At 63.8% G+C, this 18347-nt stretch carries 17 protein-coding genes and 2 tRNA genes; 9 read left to right on the top strand and 10 right to left on the bottom strand.

The features are described from left to right. Window positions 1-33: 33 nt before the first annotated feature. Both KF733_11940 and KF733_11935 read left to right on the top strand, forming a co-directional pair. Complete coding sequence (locus tag KF733_11940; protein ID QYK55706.1) at window positions 34-1131, top strand: aromatic ring-hydroxylating dioxygenase subunit alpha; 1098 nt, start codon at window positions 34-36, stop codon at window positions 1129-1131. Beyond that, window positions 1128-1502 (top strand): DUF423 domain-containing protein, encoded by a 375-nt coding sequence (locus tag KF733_11935; GenBank protein ID QYK55705.1) that lies wholly within the window; start codon window positions 1128-1130, stop codon window positions 1500-1502. The genes KF733_11940 and KF733_11935 overlap by 4 nt, the downstream gene beginning before the upstream one ends. 90 nt (window positions 1503-1592) lie before the next feature. On the opposite strand, the gene KF733_11930 is transcribed toward KF733_11935, so the two are convergent. Both KF733_11930 and icd read right to left on the bottom strand, forming a co-directional pair. Next, complete coding sequence (locus KF733_11930) at window positions 1593-2189, bottom strand: PEP-CTERM sorting domain-containing protein (protein ID QYK55704.1); 597 nt, start codon at window positions 2187-2189, stop codon at window positions 1593-1595. Window positions 2190-2478: 289 nt separating this feature from the next. Beyond that, window positions 2479-3702, bottom strand: a complete 1224-nt coding sequence (gene icd, locus KF733_11925) for an NADP-dependent isocitrate dehydrogenase (GenBank protein QYK55703.1) — start codon at window positions 3700-3702, stop codon at window positions 2479-2481. A gap of 232 nt (window positions 3703-3934) precedes the next feature. Between icd and KF733_11920 the strand changes: the two genes are divergently transcribed. From KF733_11920 to lnt, 4 genes are read left to right on the top strand one after another with little or no spacing between them, the layout of a single operon-like run. Continuing rightward, window positions 3935-4822: an HD domain-containing protein gene (locus KF733_11920; protein QYK55702.1), complete on the top strand. Its 888-nt coding sequence runs from the start codon at window positions 3935-3937 to the stop codon at window positions 4820-4822. Window positions 4823-4844: 22 nt separating this feature from the next. Then, a complete protein-coding gene (locus tag KF733_11915; GenBank protein ID QYK55701.1) occupies window positions 4845-5726 on the top strand; it encodes a hypothetical protein in 882 nt (293 codons plus the stop codon). Between the two features lie 9 nt (window positions 5727-5735). Continuing rightward, the gene (locus tag KF733_11910; GenBank protein ID QYK55700.1) at window positions 5736-6362 is read left to right on the top strand and encodes a histidine phosphatase family protein; all 627 of its coding nucleotides are present in this window, start codon (window positions 5736-5738) and stop codon (window positions 6360-6362) included. Then, window positions 6340-7833 (top strand): apolipoprotein N-acyltransferase, encoded by a 1494-nt coding sequence (gene lnt / locus KF733_11905; protein ID QYK55699.1) that lies wholly within the window; start codon window positions 6340-6342, stop codon window positions 7831-7833. The genes KF733_11910 and lnt overlap by 23 nt, the downstream gene beginning before the upstream one ends. A 51-nt stretch (window positions 7834-7884) precedes the next feature. Here lnt and KF733_11900 read toward each other — a convergent pair. From KF733_11900 to KF733_11880, 5 genes are all read right to left on the bottom strand, one after another. After that, a tRNA-Ser gene (locus KF733_11900) sits at window positions 7885-7972 on the bottom strand. A gap of 49 nt (window positions 7973-8021) precedes the next feature. Next, entirely contained in the window at window positions 8022-8672 is a 651-nt protein-coding gene (locus KF733_11895; GenBank protein QYK55698.1) for a redoxin domain-containing protein, read from the bottom strand. A gap of 9 nt (window positions 8673-8681) precedes the next feature. After that, on the bottom strand, window positions 8682-9143 hold the full coding sequence (locus tag KF733_11890; protein QYK55697.1) for a hypothetical protein: 462 nt from the start codon (window positions 9141-9143) through the stop codon (window positions 8682-8684). A 275-nt stretch (window positions 9144-9418) separates the two neighbouring features. Continuing rightward, window positions 9419-11032, bottom strand: coding sequence for a protein kinase (locus KF733_11885; protein QYK55696.1), 1614 nt, complete (start codon window positions 11030-11032; stop codon window positions 9419-9421). Window positions 11033-11142: 110 nt separating this feature from the next. Next, on the bottom strand, window positions 11143-12918 hold the full coding sequence (locus KF733_11880) for a family 10 glycosylhydrolase (protein ID QYK55695.1): 1776 nt from the start codon (window positions 12916-12918) through the stop codon (window positions 11143-11145). Window positions 12919-12972: 54 nt separating this feature from the next. Between KF733_11880 and KF733_11875 the strand changes: the two genes are divergently transcribed. Beyond that, entirely contained in the window at window positions 12973-13668 is a 696-nt protein-coding gene (locus KF733_11875) for a hypothetical protein (GenBank protein QYK55694.1), read from the top strand. A 26-nt stretch (window positions 13669-13694) separates the two neighbouring features. Further along, window positions 13695-14900: a cysteine desulfurase-like protein gene (locus KF733_11870; GenBank protein ID QYK55693.1), complete on the top strand. Its 1206-nt coding sequence runs from the start codon at window positions 13695-13697 to the stop codon at window positions 14898-14900. Window positions 14901-14941: 41 nt separating this feature from the next. Here KF733_11870 and KF733_11865 read toward each other — a convergent pair whose 3' ends face one another. The 3 genes from KF733_11865 to KF733_11855 form a co-directional block, all read right to left on the bottom strand. After that, window positions 14942-16447 (bottom strand): hypothetical protein, encoded by a 1506-nt coding sequence (locus KF733_11865; GenBank protein ID QYK55692.1) that lies wholly within the window; start codon window positions 16445-16447, stop codon window positions 14942-14944. Window positions 16448-16521: 74 nt separating this feature from the next. Continuing rightward, window positions 16522-17391 carry a hypothetical protein gene (locus KF733_11860; protein ID QYK55691.1) on the bottom strand — a complete coding sequence of 290 codons (870 nt, stop codon included), beginning with the start codon at window positions 17389-17391 and terminating at the stop codon, window positions 16522-16524. 16 nt (window positions 17392-17407) lie between these two features. After that, on the bottom strand, window positions 17408-17986 hold the full coding sequence (locus tag KF733_11855) for a prepilin-type N-terminal cleavage/methylation domain-containing protein (protein QYK55690.1): 579 nt from the start codon (window positions 17984-17986) through the stop codon (window positions 17408-17410). Window positions 17987-18162: 176 nt separating this feature from the next. Between KF733_11855 and KF733_11850 the strand changes: the two genes are divergently transcribed. Further along, window positions 18163-18238 (top strand) — tRNA-Ala (locus KF733_11850). Window positions 18239-18347: the final 109 nt, after the last annotated feature.

The following is an 18347-nucleotide window of genomic DNA, read 5'->3' as shown; positions in this document are numbered from 1 at the left end:
CCGTGCGCGCCCGCCGCTCGGTACGCTCAACCTGTGGCCGATATCAACGCCGATACGATCGATCCGGTGGTCAGTCGAGCGTGGACGTTGCCGTCCCGCTTCTATACCGACCCCGCCATTTTCGAGGCTGCGAAGGAGGCGGTCTTCGCGCGGTCGTGGCAGTGGATCGGCGACGGCACGATGGCAAAGGTCCCCGGGCAGTGCACTCCGTTCACGCTGTTGGAGGGATGCCTGGACGAGCCGTTGCTCCTCACGCGAGACCGTGACGACCAACTCCACTGCTTGAGCAACGTTTGCACGCACCGCGGCAACATCGTGGTCGAGGGGGCGACGAACGCGAACTCGCTGCGATGCCGGTACCACGGAAGGCGCTTCGGACTCGACGGCACCTTGCAGTCCATGCCCGAGTTTGAGGCCGTCGAGGGCTTTCCCTGCGCGGCGGACAACCTACCGCGCGTGCCCTTTGGGGCCTGGCGGAACTTGCTCTTTGCCAGCCTCGATCCCCAGCGGTCGCTGGAAGAGTTCTTGCGCCAGATGGACGAGCGGGTCGGCTGGATGCCCATCCACGAGTTCGTCCACGCGCCGGAACGGGGCCGCGACTACCTGGTGCGCGGCCATTGGGCCCTCTACGTGGACAACTATCTTGAAGGGTTCCACATCCCCTATATCCATGCAGCCCTTAACGCGACCTTGGATTACGGGAATTACGACACGATCCTACTGGACCATGGCAACCTTCAGCTTGGGGTGGCGGCGGACGGGCAAGAGGCGTTCGACTTGCCGGCGGGCCACCCGGATTCCGCGCACAGGGTCGGCGCGTTCTACTTCTGGCTCTATCCGAACCTTATGTTCAATTTTTATCCATGGGGCCTTTCGGTGAACGTCGTGAAGCCTCTTGCCCCCGACCTGACGAAGGTCACGTTCATCCCGTACGTCTGGCAGGAAGCGAAGCTGGCGCGGGGCGCAGGGGCCGAGTTAGACCGGGTCGAGCGTGAGGACGAAGCCGTGGTCGAGCTCGTCCAGAAGGGTTTGCGGTCGCGGTTTTACGACCGCGGCCGCTATGCCCCGCGACGCGAGGTCGGCGTGCACCAGTTCCACCGGATGCTGGCGGCCAGCCTGGGAGGCCCGTGAAGCGGTTGGCCGGGGTCGCTGCGCTGTTGTTGGCGCTCGGGACCGCATTCGGCGCGTTCGGCGCCCACGCCTTGCGGGGCGTCCTCGACGCTTATTCGATGGGGATCTTCGAGCGGGCGCTCTTTTATCAGACCTGGAGCGCGGTCGGCCTCCTGGCTTTGGCCGCGTTCGCCAAGTCGGCACCAGGCGTCCTGCGCGGAGGATGGACCGCCTTTGCGGGGACGCTGGTTTTCTCGGGCACGCTCTACCTGCTGGCCCTGACTGGCGTGAAGTGGTGGGGCGCGGTGACGCCGATCGGCGGCGTCCTCATGATCATCGGCTGGTCGATGGCGGCTTGGTCGTTTTTCCGGTCCGAGCCGGTTGCCCCCTAGGGGGGAATGAAAAGGGGGCGCTCCCAGATTTGGGAGCGCCCCACAGCAAGGCAAGTTAAAGTTGAAGGAAAAGGTATTTCCTTTCGAGGCTTAGCGCGCGCGGCGGCGGCTGGCGATCATGGCGATACCAGCGCCGAGAGCGAGCATCGAAGCCGGCTCAGGCACGGCCGAGGACGTGAACGAGCCCGTGTACGTGATGACGTTGCCGCTGGCGACCGGGTTCGCGAAGCTGAACGAGAACTGCTCCTCGCTGAGGCCGGTCGGAACGTCCGGGCCGGCGAAGGTGATGTTGTTGCCCGAAAGCTCGCTGGCGCCCGCGTTGAACGGGTTCAAGAACGTGCCGCCGTCGAAAGTGATCGTGAAGATCGGGCTGTTCGGATCGGTCGTGTAGAAATTGACCGCGCCGGCGCCCATCGTGTAGAGCAAGTTCGGAATAACAGCGGTGAGCTGGACGGGCGCCATCTCAAAGCGGACGTCCGTAGACTGGCCGCCGCTGGTGAAGCCCGGCGTGAGCATGGTCAGGCCGTTACCGGTCCAAGAACCGCTGAGGGTGTTCGCATTCATGTCGAAAGTGAACAGGAACTCAGAGGACTGCTTGGTCGGGTCGGCGAAAGTGGCGACGGTAAAGCTGGCGTGCGCGGCGCCAGTAAGAGCGCCCGCAAGGGCGATCAGCAGAATCTTCTTCATGTTGGGTACCTCTCAATCAATCCTCATTGCAAGAACCGTGCCGATCCCGGGGGTCCGGCGCAGGCCCTTGCGAACAAGGGTGGAGCCCACTTGGACTCACGGGCTCTATTATGCCCTCTTTTTTGGACACTTAGGGTCTAAGCGGAAGACAACAGGTGCATTTACGAGTGACTTTACGACTCGAAGAAGATTGAGGCTATAAGAAGCTAAGGAAAATACGATGTTTGTTGTTTCGGGAAGGGCAAGACAAGTGAGGGTCAAGTTGTCTTGCCCGTAGGGTCCGCTCACGTCACATGTGGGCGATGACGTTGTCGGCGAAGGCACTCGTGCTGACTTCAGTAGCGCCCTCAGTCTGTCTTGCGAAGTCATATGTGACTTTCTTGGAGAGGATAGCCTTCTCGATTCCACCGATGATTTTGTCTGCCGCTTCGATCCATCCGATGTAGCGGAACATCATTTCTCCAGATAGGACTATTGACGAAGGGTTGACTTTGTCTTGGTTTGCGTATTTGGGGGCGGTGCCATGGGTGGCCTCGAAGACGGCGTGTCCGGTGACCAGGTTAATATTGCCGCCGGGGGCGATTCCGATCCCGCCGACTTGCGCGGCAAGGGCGTCGCTGATGTAGTCGCCGTTCAGGTTCATCGTCGCGATGACGCTATAGTCGCCGGCCCGGATCAGGATCTGTTGGAGGAAGTTGTCCGCGATCACATCCTTGACGATGACCTTATGCCCGTCCTTCTCGAGACTCATCCAGGGGCCGCCGTCGATCTCGACTGCGCCGAACTCCTCGCGGGCCACTTCGTAGCCCCACTCGGCGAACTTGCCCTCGGTGAACTTCATAATGTTGCCTTTGTGCACGAGGGTCAGGGAAGGGCGCCTTTCTTTGACGGCATAGTCCAGCGCGGCCCGCACGAGCCTCTGAGTTCCTTCCCGAGAGACAGGTTTCAACCCAAAGCCGCTTGAGTCTGGGAAGCGGACTTTCTTGAACTTGTCCGGGAAGTTCTCGCGCAGCATTTGGACGAGCTTCTCGCACTCGTCAGTACCCTGCTCGAACTCAATGCCCGCGTAGATGTCCTCGCTGTTCTCGCGGTAGATCACCATGTCCACGTCCTGCGGCCGGCGGACAGGCGAGGGGACGCCCTCGAAATACCGGACGGGGCGGAGGCAAATGTACAGGTCGAGCTGCTGTCGCAGGGCGACGTTCAGGGAGCGGATCCCGCCGCCGACGGGCGTGGTCAGGGGCCCCTTGATCCCGACGAGGTAGGTGCGGAACGCGTCCAGGGTCTCGTCGGGGAGCCAGCTGCCTACCTGGTCGAACGACTTTTGCCCCGCGAGGACTTCCTTCCACTCGACCTTGCGACGTCCCCCGTACGCCTTTTCGACTGCCGCGTCGAAGATCCGCACGGCCGCCCTCCAGATATCAGGGCCAATGCCGTCCCCTTCGATGAAGGGGAGGATTGGATTGTCGGGGACTTGGAGTCCGGAATCCGTCATTCGGATGGCTTCGCCCATTAGGGTTGCAGTCTACCGACGTCAGTGTAACGGTCGGTGCGGATCCTCAAGGCGCGATAAAACGACGGAAACAGGCCGTGAGGTGCTCAAGTAATTCAAAAAACTGAGAAATTCCCTGAAAACGGTGTATCTAAAACCGCTGGGCCCGTGTACAAAGTGGGGAAAAGTCCTGTATAACAGCCGTCTGATGGGGTCAGGCGGAAATACGGGGGGCTTTTTTCCGAGACCGACTTTGGCGGCGCTTAGGGCCAGCGGTGTCTATTTGGGACTGGGCTTTGCGGCGCTGGTCGGGCAGGCACTCGTCCACCATTGGGGAGTGGACGTCCACCCGCTCGCCTACACTTTAGAGGGTGCGGGGATCGTGGCGCTGTCTGCGGCGCTCATCTATTATTCGACCCGGCGGCTCGTGGCGGATATTGACCGGACGCACGAGGAGTCGCTAGAGGCGAAGCTCGACCTTGTCAACCGGCTGGCCCTGGCGGCGGAGTACCGCGACGAAGAGCGGCGCGGCCACAACTTTCGCATCGGCCGCACGAGCGAGCTTCTGGCGCAGGCGGTGGGGCTCGACCCTGAGACCGCGACTTTGATCGGTCAGGCGGCGGTGCTCCACGACATCGGAAAGATCGGCGTGCCCGACTCGATCCTGAGCAAACCGGGCGCGCTGACCCCGGACGAGCGGGTGGTCGTGCAGCAACACGTGCACTACGGCGCGCGGCTCCTGGAGGGTTCCAGTCTGCCGTTGCTGCAGATGGCCGAGAGGATCGCCCTGACCCACCACGAGCGGTGGGACGGCACGGGCTACCCCTATGGGTTATCCGGGGCTCAGACGCCGATCGCGGGAAGGATCGTCGCGGTGACGGACGTCTTCGACGCCCTCGTGAGCGAGCGCCCGTACAAGCGGGCCTGGTCGCTTGCCGAAGCGCGGGACTACATTCTGAAGGAGTCGGGCCGGCTCTTCGACCCGGAAATCGTCGTGGCCTTCGGTCAAAGATTCGAGGAGATTCAAGCCCTCTATCGGGCTTCGGAAGAAAGCGCGGAAGCGGCGAAGAGCAGCCTGGAGCTGTTCCTCGGTCCCACGTTCACCCCGAAAGAAGAGTTGGAAGGCGCCCGCGCCGGTTAGCGACCGTCCTAAGACGCAAGGCGTGCTGTTTTGCGTGAGGAGTCGCGGATTGGACTGGCCGCAGGAAACCAAAGACCGTCCTGCGAGGCTTTGCCTCGACCCTTCCGACGCGGACCACGGCCCGCCCGCGCGGTGCTTTGCGTGGCTGGAAGGTGGCGTCCGAGATTGGCGGCTCATTGGCGGGTTGGACCCGCGTTCCGACCCGGTGGCCCTTCTTGAGGCTGCGGTCGAACTCGCGGGGGCGCTCCCGCCCGATGCCATCGTGCTCTCTTTCCCGGTCCGCGAGACGCCGTTCCACCGCCATTTGGCTTTGAGCGTGGCGAGGGCCCTTCGGGCGTCCCGCGTTATCGTGCCGGAGGGCTCGCCGATGGCGAGGTGGCCCTGGCCCGTGGGGGCCGAGGAGGTGGAGATGCCCGACCAATATCCGGTCGTGGTCCGCGAGGCCCAGCGACGGGCCCGATGGCTGGAGCTCTTCGAGCGGTCGACCCTTCAGGAGGTGGACTTGGGGCAGGTGCGCGTGGTCGGCGCTCGGCTGGGTTCCGGCGAGCGTTTCCGCAGCCCCGACTTCGCCGGTTACTTGGAGAAGTGCGGCGAGACGCTCTTGGTCGTCGATGACGCTGATCTGGACGACGGCCTGGTCGGCCGCCTGTGCGCCCAGGCCGGGGCGGGCAAGCTCGTCCACACCAAGGCGTCGGAGTACGAAGGGTTGGTGTGCAGCTTCGCCCGCGAGTCCGGCGAAGACTTTGGGATGGGCGTGGTGCGCTCATTCGAGCCGGCGCGCAACCGGATGGTGGTGCTGTGCGACGCGATCGCCCCTGCCCCGGTTCGGGCGCTCAAGCTCGGCACCCTCCGGGTCTGGTCGGACGGCCGAGAAGTCTCGGAGCTTGTGCCGTGGTCGGTGTAACCTGGGCCGGTGCGCGTCGTCCTCGTCCGTCACGGCCAGACAGATTGGAACAAGGAAGGCCGGGCGCAAGGCCACGCCGACATCGAACTGAACGCGGAAGGGCACCTTCAGGCCCGAGCTTTGGCCCGCCACCTGCACGGCCAGTCCTTCTCGCGGGTTCTCTCGAGCGATCTCACCCGGTGCCGCCAAACCTTGACGCCCTGGCTCGAACTCTCGGGGGCGCAAGTCGAGTTCCGCGAAGATTTGCGCGAGCGGACCTTTGGGGAGTTGGAAGGCGCGGACTATGTAACGGTGCGCAAGTGGCTCCAGGAGGAGGCGAAGCGCCTGGGCTGCGCGGACTACGAAGTGACCCCGCCGGGGGGCGAATCGATGCACACGGTCTGGCGCCGGCTTTCCAACGTCGCGGAGTTGCTCTCCCAAGAGCCTGGCGACACCCTGGTCGTCTCCCATGGAGGATCCATCGCCCAGCTTCTCTCGAGGCTGGTGAGGGGGACTCCGGAGACGGCGCGCAGCTTCCGCTTTTCGAACACGGGAGTTACGACGCTTTGGCGGCGGGCGGACGGCTACTTCGCCTTGGAAGGTTATGACGAGACGGGCCACCTGGAGGCTTACCTTGAAGATCCCGCTTTGGCTTAGCCGGGTTTGGCCGGTCGTCGCCAGCGTCGCGCTTTTCAACCTCGCCTATCCGCCGTTCAACCTCTTCCTGCTCGTTTTCGTCGCCTTGGCCCCGTGGTTCGCGTCGCTTCGCGAGGCGTCCGGGAAACAGGCGGTCCGCTCAGGGATGCTTTTCGGCGGGCTGCACTTCGCGTGCCAGATGGCATGGCTGCTGCCCTTCGTGACGCGGTGGACGGGCAATGTCTTCCTGGCGATGGTGCCCTGGGTGCTGGCCTCGCTGGCGGCTTCCGTGGTCTATGTGCCGCTCGGCTGGCTCGTCTCGGTGTGCTGGAAGCTGCGGCGTCCTTGGGCGATCCCATTGGTCTGGGCCGCGCACGAAGGCTTGAGGGCGTTTTTGCCCGGTCTGGCCTTTCCATGGGGGTTCTTGGCGACTCCGCTCGGCCTCTATCCTCAGTTCGTCCAGCACGCCGCGTATGGCACGGTGATCCTCGTTTCGGCTTGGGTCGCGATCCCGAACGTCGTGCTCGCGATGTTCGTTTGGCCGGAGACGGGGCCGGAGGGCGAGAAGCTCCCGCCCGGGCAGACCACGTTCCGGATGGGGCTCGTGTTCTTGGGCTTGATGCTCGTCTCGATGGCCCGGTTTGGCCAGCGGCAGCCGACGACGACCAAGGTCGTCACGATCGGGCAGACCGGGGTGGACATGGCGTTTTCGGACCGGGAGACCCGGCCGCAGCGCATCGCCGAAGCGGGGCGGCTGATCGCCTCTCGCGCGATCGCCCAGGCCCCGGACCTCTTGATCTATCCGGAAGGGTTCGCGGACGCCGGGCCAACGATGCCACCGCTCAACCCCCTCGGGCGGCGGCCCCCCGTCCCTGTGCTCTTCGCGGGCATCCGCCCTCGGGGGGGCAAGTTCTATTCGACCGCCTTCGGCTACGACGGGGAGTGGCGCGCCATGGACAAGACCCGGTTGGTCGTGTTCGGCGAGTACGTGCCGGGGCGGGGGATCTTCCCGTTTCTGGACGCGTTCAACCTCGCCCCCGTCGACTTGTCGCCGGGCTCCACGATCGCGCCCTTTGAAGTGAACGGCATCAAGCTCGGCCCACTGATTTGCTTTGAGGGCGTCTTCACGGAAGTCGTCGAGGCGCACTCTCGCAACGGGGCGCAGCTCCTCGCGCAGATGTCGATCGACGATTGGTACGAGGAGACGCCGGCTTGGAACCAGCTTTGGCTCTCGACGGTCTGGCGCAGCATCGAGTCAGGCCTGCCCGTCGTCCGGTGTGGCAGTCGCGGGCGGAGCCTGGTGACCGACCAGCGGGGCGTGGTGCGGGACGTCGTCCCGACCGGCCAGATGGCGGCGCATCGGGTGGAGGTCGGCCTTCCTCCCGCCTCGGACGCGTTCCCTTATCGCACCGGTTTCATCTGGTTCTCGATGCTCGTCGCGGCGGGTTTCGCCGTTGAGTTCGCCGTGCGGGGTCGGAAGGGTCAGTTGTGAGGGATCCAGGCGACGCAGGCTTCTCTGCGGTTGGGCGGTGAGACAGAGCCGTGGCGGAGGAGGTGGGATTCGAACCCACGTTAGGTTGCCCTAAAGCGGTTTTCAAGACCGCCGCAATCGACCACTCTGCCACCCCTCCAAGTCGATAGGGCTCAAGCACGTTCGCCCTCCTTCGACTACAGATTATGTCACCGGGTGACGAGTCGGTCCCCGACGGCGTCCTTGACCGCGGTCTCGAGCTCGCCCTTCTTCGGCTTGCCCGTCCATTGCGCGATAATCTGGCCGTCCTTCACGAGGAAGAGGGCCGGAATAGCGCGGACTTTCCACGCCGCCCAGGTCTCTCCGTTATCCCAGAACACCGGGTTCTTGAACGGGTTACGCTTGAGGTATTTGTCAAGATCTTCGCGCTTCTCGTCTACGCTGACGCTTAGAACCTCAAACCCCTTATCATGATAGAGTTTCCGAACCATGTCGATGCGCGGCTTGATCTCGTGGCACGGTTTGCACCAGCTTGCCCAGAAGTCGAAAAGAAGCACACCTTTATCGACGCTAAGTTGCTCTCCTCCAATGGCTTCAAGGGCGAATGTCGGCATCGGTCGGGGAAGCACGGGCGGCAAGTACGCCTCTGGATCCTCCCTGAACTTCTTGACTTCGCTACTGTTGCAGAAGTAGTAAGCCTTGTCCTTATACTTAACCCCGGCTACCGGCTTTTCGAGCCCGTGGCCGGTTCCGTTCGATTCACAAATCACGCAGTAGGCTTCGGTGGGGAGATCCGTCCTCGGGATTTCCACCGGCGCATCCTGCGCGAGAAGGCAGATGAGGATGTTGATTGAAGTCATCGCTTTATCCTAGAAGCCGAAACCGAAGCTTATACCGATTCTCGGCTTGTGGAGCCGCAACAGCATGAAGCTGATGTTGTTGTCCTTAGTCTTGTAAGTTAGGAGAGCATGGGTGTTACGCCCGTCGTTCATGGGTAACAGATCCCATTGGTCGGAGAGTCTGACGTTTACACCGAACGGAAAGTTCAAGCCATTTTCGTATTCGGAGTAGCTGATGCCGACATAGGGTGCGAGTCCGGTCTCGTGGATGCCCTTCGCAAAGCTTACGAAATAAGCGCGGTTGCCTTCCGGTGTGAAGATCCGGTCGCTGCTCGTACCGAAGCTTACCAAGGGCCACCGGTCCGTTTCGGGTGTCGCGATCCAGTTCGCGGTGGGAAGGAGTTCACTAACGACGGGGTTGTATTCGAACCCCACCGAAAGGCGGGGAAGCAGGCGATAGGCCCCGTTGAAGCGCCAGCGCGGCCGCTTCACGTTTGTATCGACCCACCGGATCGAAAACTGCCACTCATGATCTTGGCCCCCCGCACCGAGGAACCGGCCTTCGCCCGGTCATCCGGTTCACGTCGGCACCGCGATAGGCGACCTTTGCTTGGTCGGATCCTGCTCTTGAGCGACCGCCAAAGCGAGACTAAGTACCAGGGTCAACAGGCTCGCCAAGTCTCGCACAAAGGGAGTATTCCAGCCGAAGGGATCCGCGGCCCAGTCGAACAATCTGCTTTTTCTGTAGCAAGAAAATGGTAATATGTCTATCCGCCGAGTCTCGTCTCCCAAGAATCCACGACCTGCTCAAGATCCGGCTGGCCCTGGGCAAAGCCTTGCGCTTCGTAGAGAGCCTCACGCGCTCTCATGGGGTCGCCTGCGTTCGCAAGGTCGCTGGCGGCAGTGACGAAGGCGACGACGGCACGCCTGGACGCTTCCCTCGGGTCGGGGTCGGCGTCGATAGCCTCGATCCAGCGGCGGGAAGACCTGCTCCAAAGTCCCCGACGCTTGACTGGATCGAACTCGATCTTGGCCTCTTCGATGGCGGCGATCGCCATCTCTTCGTTGCTCCATCGCTCGTCTTCGGCGGACGGCGTCGGGCTTCCGAGGTTCGGCCATCCGCCAGGACTGACAGACCGTGCCGCACGACTCCCGGCAGGTCGGAACGCCTCGGTCAAGGCGTTGATGCCTTGGAAGACCAGCACGAACAGGGCGCCGACCAGGAGCACGGCGACAAAGATCTTCCCGAAGGTCTGCTTTGTCGCGGCCGAGAACATGGGTGGCCGGGGAGGGGGCGGATAGTAGACCGGGATTTGGCCATAGGGCGAGCCGTATTGCGCAGGCGGCCCGCCGGGCCCATAGGGAGTGGCCATCGGTTGCTGGCCGCCATAGGGTGCGCCGTAGGGTGCGCCATAGGGGTTGCCGTAGGCGGTGCTTTGTGGGGGCTGGACGGTGCCGTAGGGGTGGGTGTAGGCCGGGTGCGGCTGTTGCGGCACGACCACCGGGGGCGGAACTACGGCCTGGAGAGTGGGAGCGGGCGGGTCGATGACGGTTTGGTAGAGGGTCGCCGCCGCCGATTGGAGGGCGGCAGCCATCTCTTTGGCGCTGGAGAACCGGAGCTGCGGGCTCTTGTCGAGCGCCTGCAGGATTACTTGCCAGAGGGCATGGTTGCAGTTGGTGGGCTGCTGCGGCTCCTTGTTCATGATCGCGTAGGTGATCGCCACCACGCCGTCGCCCGGGAACGGTTTCTGGCCGCTAAGCATCTCGTAAAGGATCACGCCGACGCTGAAGAGGTCGCTGCGGGCGTCGATCTCGCGGCCGTTGATCTGCTCCGGCGACATGTAGCTCGGAGTGCCGAAGACCTGGCCGTCCATCGTGAGGTTCGGTTCGAACGTGAGGCGGGCGATGCCGAAGTCGGTCAACTTCACCTCGCCGCTTTCCAAGAGCTGGACGTTGTCCGGCTTGACATCCCGGTGGATGACCCCGCGAGAGTGGGCGAACTCCAGGCCGGAGAGGATCTTTTGGGCGATCTCGATCGCCCGTTCGGCGGGAACGAAGCCTTTGGTGTCGAGTAGGTTCCGCAGGTTCTGTCCGTCGAGGTACTCCATCGCGATGAAGCGACGGCCCTCCTGCTCCCCGACCTCATAGACCGTGACGATATTGGGGTGGACCAGCGAGCCGGCGGCGCGGGCCTCCCGCATAAATCGGCTGATGCGGTCGTCCCTCTGCTGTTGGCTCGCCCCGACCGGCATGGCGAGTTCCTTCACCGCGACCCGGCGGTTCATCAAGGGGTCGTACGCCTCGTAAACGATGTCGTTCGAGCGCGCGATCTCTCGGATGATCTGGTACTTGCCGAGGGTGGTGGGCGGGCTTTGGCTCATGAAGTCGGGCCGCTATTAGAGACGTTCGAACCTCACCATTCATTCTTGGCGAAAGGGCGACCGTCCCTAAAACTCGGCGGGATGGTGCCCAGCGGGCCACGGCCCGGGGGTTAGAAACCGGCTCCCGGTGCACCCTCCAGGATCGGGAAGGGGGGGTCTTTCTCTCCGCGCCTGTCGCGGGCGGCACGCTCGGCCCGGACTTGTTCGAGGAGGCCGGGCACCGAGTGCGGCGCTTGGGCGGGTCGGGCGAACGCCCGCTCCAGCACGGGCCAGAACTGGTCGATCCGGTGCGAAAGGTCGAAGACCATGACGCCTTGGGAGCAGGCCACGGCCGCTTGGAGCGCCGTCTCCAGGCCCCTCGGGTCGTCCCAATAGTCGGCCAGCTGGATTCCTGCGTATGTCCAGGTCTGGTCGCGGGAGACTCTGGTGCTGAGCACGGCCCCGGCTTCGACGGTTTGACCGGCAGGGCGGCCTGCGCCCAGGGCTTCATACAGAGTCCCGAAGCGGTAGTAGCAGCCGGTGATGAGCAAATCGAGGTCGCCGGCGAAGCCCGCCTCGCGATAGGCGCGGGTGAGGAAGGGGAAGCCGGCCTCCAGGTCGGCCGAGGCGTAGTTCGCGCCGACCCGAGGGTAGTCGCCGTACCAGGATCCGGCGTAGATGCCGAACAGCGCGGTCGGCGATGCGGTTTTCACGTGCCGACGGGCCTCACGGACGAACTTCTGCATGGTCTCGGCCCGGAAGGCCATCCAGGCGTCGTAGTAGGGGCCTGGCTCGATGCCGCGGTTCAGGCGTCGATCGAAGGTGAAGGTGAAAACGTCCTCGGGCCAAGAAAGGTCGCGGCCGACACGGGCCTCAAAGGCGGCCCGGGTGGATTCGCTAAAGTCCGACTCGATTCCGCCGAAGCGGAGACGGTCGTCGTAGAGGAAGCCGTCCGGCTTGTACCGCGTCATCGCTTCGTCGATGAAGCCCAGCGCCCGCTTCTGGATCTCGGGCGAGTGGGGGTTCATCATGAGCGGGATCTGGTTCTGGTTCTCGGCAGAGCCGACGAAGCGGCTCAGCGAGCCGAGCCGGAAGCGCCCGCCCGTGCGGATATGGGCCAGGAGCGGGATGGCCGCTTCACCTTGGGCGACCACGAGCGTGTCAAAGGCGAGGTCGTCCGGAACGGGAAGGCGGCCAGTGGCGGTGACGACGCCGCGGGCGTTGAGGGCGGCAAAGGCGCCTTCAGTCGCGGCCGGCTTGCGCGTGAAGAGCGAGACGGGTTCGGAGAGCGCGCCCGGGTTCAGGGTCTGGGCCACGGGGAACTGCATCTCGCCGAGCGCGAGGATCGGGGTCGCATCGTAGCGCACCGACTGGAGCTGGGCCGCCTCGTAGCCCCACCCTGCCTCGCCGAACTCGGAGTCCGGCTTTTTCTCGTCGCGCTTGGCGTACGAGTGGCCTTCGCTGAACGCGTTCATTGCAATGAAAAAGCCAAGCCCCTGGCGGCGGGCTTCGGTCCCCATGATCGCGACGGGGTCGTAGCCGGCGGGCATGTGCTGCCCCTTCCAACTCGTCATCTGGGGGGCGAGCGCGGAGGGGTAGAGCGTGCGCCCTACGATCGGCTTGACGTCATAGACGACGGTGTTAAAGCCGACTGTCTTCACCTTCTGCATGAGGGCGGCGATCTTCTCGGGTGTGTTCACCGCATCGAGGTTCGCGGTGCCGTCGATCCACATGACGCGGCCTTGCAGCCCCATCTCTTGGGCCGTTCGATGGGCGGGGCCCCGCGGGGCGATGTTCCCGTCGAGCCTTGCCCATGCGACGCCGGGCAGCGCGTTACCCCAGTAGCTGCGAGACGCCTCCGAGGGCGATATCTGGCTTAAGGCGAGGCCGGCGAGGAAGACGGTCATTTCTTGGTTGTTACCCCGTGCGCTCTCTTAAGGGCGCGAAACGTTAAGACTGGTATGGGACGTTCCCGTCACCTTGCCTTTCTGCTCGTTTCGTTCGTGGGTTGCGTCGTCGGTTCTGGGCTCGCCACCACGATCTTGTCGCGCCCGGCGCAAGCCCAGTCGCAGGTCGTTGGCGGACAGCAGGTGCCGCCCAACATCCGAAACAGCGACGTCCTCTTTATTCCGAACGCCGGATTGCGGTTGGTCACTGAGGACAACCGGACGTTAGGGGTGATCGGCCAGAACCAAGGGAACGCGGTCTTGACCCTGTTGGACAGCGCGGGTGAACCGAGCGTCCTGCTTGGCGCGGGGCTGACTGGAAAGCTGCTCTTCTCTGGCGATGGGGAAGGCCAGCTGACCGTTCGCGGCCCTGTACAGCGTCAGTTCGTATCGATCAAGGCGGGGGCGAACGAGGCTTCGATCACCCTCAATCCAGGCGGCACGTGGACCGGCGGCGCATCCGGCGGGAGCCTTTCTCTGCGCACCGCTTCTGGGCAGGACACGGCGCGGCTGACGTCCGGCAGCGACGGGGGGACGTTCGAGCTCTTCGGCGGGAAGGCGCCCTACGTTCAGGTCCGGGCGGACTCGAAGGGCGGGACGCTGGCCGTCCGGGGCAGCGACGGCCAATCGGCGTTCACGGCGAACGGCGCGGGCGCCGCTTCGATCCGCCAGGGCGATAAGACTCTTTGGAAGATCCCCGAAGAGGAGTAAGGGGCCGCGCCGTGCCATAGTCGGGCGTGCAAGCGGCAGCATCAAGTCCGACAGTCGAAGAGGCCCGTTCGTGGTTCCCGGCTTTGGCGCAGGGGACGGCGCTCTTAGAGAACGCGGGCGGTTCGCAACTGCCCGACTGCGTTATCGACGAGATGGCGCGGTTCATGCGCGAGGACTACGTGCAGACCGGCGCGAGCTATCCCGCGTCCCAGCGCGCGACCCAGACGGTGGCGGACGCCCGCGACTTCCTGGACGCCTTCATGGGGAACACGGGCAGCGGCGCGGTCGTCATCGGCCCGTCCACGACGCAGCTCCTGGCGATGCTCGCCCAAAGTTTGGCGCCCACACTCGCGCCGGGCGACGAAGTTGTCGTCCATGTGGCCAACCATGAGGCGAACATTGGCCCCTGGGTGCGGCTTGAAAAGCTGGGGGTGCGGGTCAAGTGGTGGCCAGTTGACGCGGAGACGGGCGCGTCGTCCCTAGAAGTCTTGCAAGGCCTTCTCGACAAGCGCACGAAGGTGGTGGCGTTCCCGCACGTTTCGAACCTATTGGGCAACGTCATGGACGTCCCGGCGGTGACGAGGGCCGCGCACGCGGCCGGTGCCCGCGTTGTGGTGGACGGTGTGGCCTACGCCCCCCACGATCGGATGCGGGTCTCGGACTGGAACGTGGACTTCTACGTTTATTCGACTTACAAGGTCTACGGCCCGCACATGGCGGCGCTCTACGGCAAGCGCGAGTTGTGGGAGGAGTTGACGGGGCCGAACCACTTCTTCAACCAAACGGTGCCCCAGAGGTTCGAGGCAGGATCGCTCTCTTACGAAGGGCTGGCCGGGTTGCTTGCCCTGCGCGACTACCTTCGGTTCCTCGCCGGAGGGGAGGCCGAGACTTACGACTCCGCGGCGCGCAGGATGCGCGATTGGGAGCGTCCGCTGGCGAACCGTTTGATCGGCTACTTGCGGACGCACCCACAGGTGCACCTCTTTGGGGTGGACGACGTGGAGCGCGTCCCCACCGTGTCGTTCGTCCACCGAGCGAAGAGTTCGCAGGACGTTTCGGACGCGGTGTGCCGCGAGGGCGTCGCCATCCGGCACGGCCACATGTACGCGTACCGTCTCTGCGAGGCGTTGGGGCTGAACGTCGAGGACGGAGTGGTGCGGGTCAGCGCCGTGCACTACAACACGCCCGAGGAGGTCGAGCGGTTGATCGAGGTCTTAGACCGCGTGCTGTAACGGTCGGGCGGCGCCGGGCATGACCCGGCACCGCACCGAACTTACCTATAGTTCTTGGACTTCGACCAGTCCACCATCGGGGACGGGGTGAAGGTGTAGACGCCGGTCCCATTCAAGTCCGATCCGGGCGGAAGGAGACGGGCCGCGAGGGCGTCCGGCTCGTAGGTCACCGTGAACTTTTGAGCGACTTTCGAAGTGACCGAGACCTGGCCGAGGCCGGAGTCGCCATTGGCGACCACCGCTCCGCGCAGGGCCTGGGAGGATGCTCCCAGGTTCACGCCTCCTCGGAGGGCGAGGATCAGGCCGCACATGGCCGGCGGCTGCGGATTAAGCTGGGCGGCGTCCGCCGCCTTTTCTCCCACGACCAGGGCCGACTGCTGGAGGCGGGTCTTGGTTTGGGCGGGGGTGAAGGCGGGCTTGATGTAGTAACTGCCCGTCAGGACTTCCTGATAGCGGCCCGCGACGACCAGGGTCACGCCTTCGTTTTCGATGACGCCGGCGTTATAAAGGTCGCCGTCGATAAAGACCACGTTCAACGCGGGAGTCGTAGCCGACTTCGGTTTGAGGACAATCTTCTCGCCCGCTTGGAGCGTGACGGCGGAAGAGATGTAGAGCGGCGCGGTCCAGTTCACGGTCTTGGTCTCGCCACCGGGAACCGAGGCTTGCTGCCCCGCCTCTCTCTGCGTGAAGCGGCGGAAGGCGGCGAGGACGTTGACGCCCATATCATCCGCCATGAAGGTCCTTGGTTCGCTGAGCTTGCTGACCTCACCCGGGGCGAGCGTTCCGCCGCCGTTCGGGATCGTCATGTAGTTGCGAAGGTCGTTCGGGTTGCCGAGGCCGCTTGGGCCCACGGTCTGGTCGAAGACGTCTTGGTAGAGGCCGTCGCCGGGGACCATGATGCGGCCGTTCACTTCGATGAGGTTGGGCTGGGTGAACGTCTGCTTCTCTTGGGTCTCGGGCAACCACCGGACGCCGCCGTTGGCGACGATGCTGGCATCGGGTTGCGATCCGTTCTGTGTGGTCTTGAAGCCATAGTCGGTGACGAACCGGATCTCGCCTGCTGCTTGCAGCGCGCCCGGTTCGAACGTGAGGGTCGGCTGGTTGCCGTCCGCGCCGCTGACTGGGGCGGTTGCTTCGGCCTCAAAGTTGACGCGCACCGTGCTTTGGGTTCCCGATGCGGTCGTGCCGACGCCTTGCAGCAGGAACGTGTAGTACGTCTTCGTTCCGATCAGGGCCCCGTCCGCGCCGTACACGTTGGTGTTGACGACGGTGGTCTTCACGACCTTGCCGCTGAACTTGCCGACTTGGCGCGGCCCGTTCGAAGTCTGCGCGACGAGGGGCACTGAGGAGATGTTGCCCGGATAGGTGCCGTTCTTCTGCATCTGATTGCGGACGGCGTCGTACAGATAGCTGACCCCCGCCTCGGCGAGGAGGTCGGCTTGGGTCCGCTCGACCGCCTTGTAGGCCGTCTCGTCGTGCATCTGGCTGAGGGTCAGGAGCGAACCCGCCACCATGGCACCGCCGGTGGCCAGCAAGATGACGCTCATCAGGGCCATGCCCCGACGTCCGCGCTTCCTCCTCGTCTTGGTTTTGGGGTGGGTCTCGTTCAAACTGGTCCTCCTCAATCGTTGGTCATCACCGGTGCCTTGGCGTTCCGAAGTTCGGCGGTCTCGATCGCTTCAGCCTTTCCTGTCACCAGAACTCCGTTGGAATCCGTGTACTTGTATTGGCCGGTCACACCGAACTCTACGAGCGAGCAGTTGTTGCTCCCGTCGCCTCCGCACGTTACGTTCCCGTCCACCGGGATCCGGACTTCGATGATCCCGCCTTGGGGAAGCGGGCTGCTCAGTTCAAGCTGGCGGCTGTTCAGGGTCGCGAACCCATTGGCTAAGAGGTCGACGCCTTCGTACCAGGCTTGGACGACATGGCCCCTGGCGTTTGTGGCGCTTGCCGGCGCGGACGCGATCTTGTACTTTGTGCGACCGTTTTCGATCGGGACCACCTGCTTTGAGATGTAGGCAAAGGTGAGGTTCGCAGCCGCCCTTACCATGACCCGGTCGAGCACAAGCGCGGTCGGGATGCCGTTCACCAGGCTGCCCGTTAAGCGGCGGACCATGAACGGGCCGTTGGCTCCCATTGCCGGAACTTTGGTGTACGCGACGATCTTGAAGCTGTTCGGAACCCTCGTCCCCTGAGGGTCAAAGTCAGGCTGTCGCAGGATTATCGTCGTGTCCTTGGTGCTGTAGATGATCGGCGCAGACGGGGGGAAGCCGGCGAGCACGTAGTCGGCCTTCCTGATGTCCTCCACCATCTGGCTGGAGGTCTGGACCATCTCCTTGGCCTTCTTCTGTTCGGCTTGCTCCGCCTGGGAGTTCTTGGAGGTCGCCGCCGAGAATTGCGCGGCCCCGATTAAGACGAACCCAGAGATGCTTGTTGCGAGGACAGCCTCCATGAGGCTGAAGCCCGCTTGTTTCTTCCGGTTACGCTTCATAAAGAGAGTCACTGCGTCACCTCGTGCCAACTTGCCCTCCGGTGGGGCTGCTTGTGCCCCTCTTGTCCGTTTCCATCTCGCCTTCCGTGGGCTGTGGAGTCTGCTGGACGGGTTGCCTTGTTGCCAGGGTCGTGAGGAGGACTTCAGACCAAGGCTTGTCGTAAGCGACTTGGGAGCCTGCGTTCCGCCACTGGACCTTGACGGTGATCTGGTGCAGTGTTCCGGTGCTGCCGACCAAAGTGACGGTGTAGCGCCCCCGCATCTGGAGCCCTTGGACTTTCTCCTGGGCGGTCTTCATGATGTCCGGCGCGAGGGCGAACTCCTCGTCGACGGTTTCCTTTCGGACGCTGAAATCGAGGGACCGGAGGACTTCGATCTTCTGTCGGGCAAGGCTGTGGGCGATGTTGCGGACTTCGGCCTGGCGTCCGACCATCTGGCTGACGCCCATGGCGCCAAAGGTGGTGAGGAGCCCGGCCACGAACACGAAGAGGGCGACCGCCGATTCGATAAGGGTGAAACCGCGTTTGCGGCCGACCCGAAAAACCCTTCCGAAGGTTCGGCGGAAAAGCCGTCTGGTGTCCGTTGGCGAGACCATGGCGTCCTGGGTCAGGGGTCGGACGTTTATCGGTATGGCACTAGGGTCTGCCCTGGAAGTCAAGCAGTCTCACGGAGGCTTCCCGGCGTTGTGACCTAAGGAGGGATGCCGGTATTCGGCGTTCGGCGTCTGGTCCTTGACGCCGCCTGTGAAAACCGGGTTCAATGCCCTTTCCCGGGGGTATAGCTCAGCTGGGAGAGCGCTTCCATGGCATGGAAGAGGCCAGGGGTTCGAGTCCCCTTACCTCCACCAATCTACAGATCTCCCCTGTAGGACGGCTGTTCGCAACGGCCTGGGTTTCGCTGATTGGTCTCGATTCGGCCGCCCTTGACTAACTCAGTCTTCACCCCCGGACAGGTCG

This window comes from Fimbriimonadaceae bacterium (assembly GCA_019454125.1).
Lineage (GTDB): Bacteria > Armatimonadota > Fimbriimonadia > Fimbriimonadales > Fimbriimonadaceae > JALHNM01.
This window is presented reverse-complemented; position numbering and strand designations above follow the sequence as displayed.

Coding starts and splice junctions, on each gene's coding strand:
- KF733_11930 (QYK55704.1), bottom strand. CDS start 2,189: ATGAAGAAGATTCTGCTGATCGCCCTTGCGGGCGCTCTTACTGGCGCC.
- icd (QYK55703.1), bottom strand. CDS start 3,702: ATGGGCGAAGCCATCCGAATGACGGATTCCGGACTCCAAGTCCCCGAC.
- KF733_11895 (QYK55698.1), bottom strand. CDS start 8,672: ATGACTTCAATCAACATCCTCATCTGCCTTCTCGCGCAGGATGCGCCG.
- KF733_11885 (QYK55696.1), bottom strand. CDS start 11,032: ATGAGCCAAAGCCCGCCCACCACCCTCGGCAAGTACCAGATCATCCGA.
- KF733_11880 (QYK55695.1), bottom strand. CDS start 12,918: ATGACCGTCTTCCTCGCCGGCCTCGCCTTAAGCCAGATATCGCCCTCG.
- KF733_11875 (QYK55694.1), top strand. CDS start 12,973: ATGGGACGTTCCCGTCACCTTGCCTTTCTGCTCGTTTCGTTCGTGGGT.
- KF733_11865 (QYK55692.1), bottom strand. CDS start 16,447: ATGAGCGTCATCTTGCTGGCCACCGGCGGTGCCATGGTGGCGGGTTCG.
- KF733_11860 (QYK55691.1), bottom strand. CDS start 17,391: ATGAAGCGTAACCGGAAGAAACAAGCGGGCTTCAGCCTCATGGAGGCT.
- KF733_11855 (QYK55690.1), bottom strand. CDS start 17,986: ATGGTCTCGCCAACGGACACCAGACGGCTTTTCCGCCGAACCTTCGGA.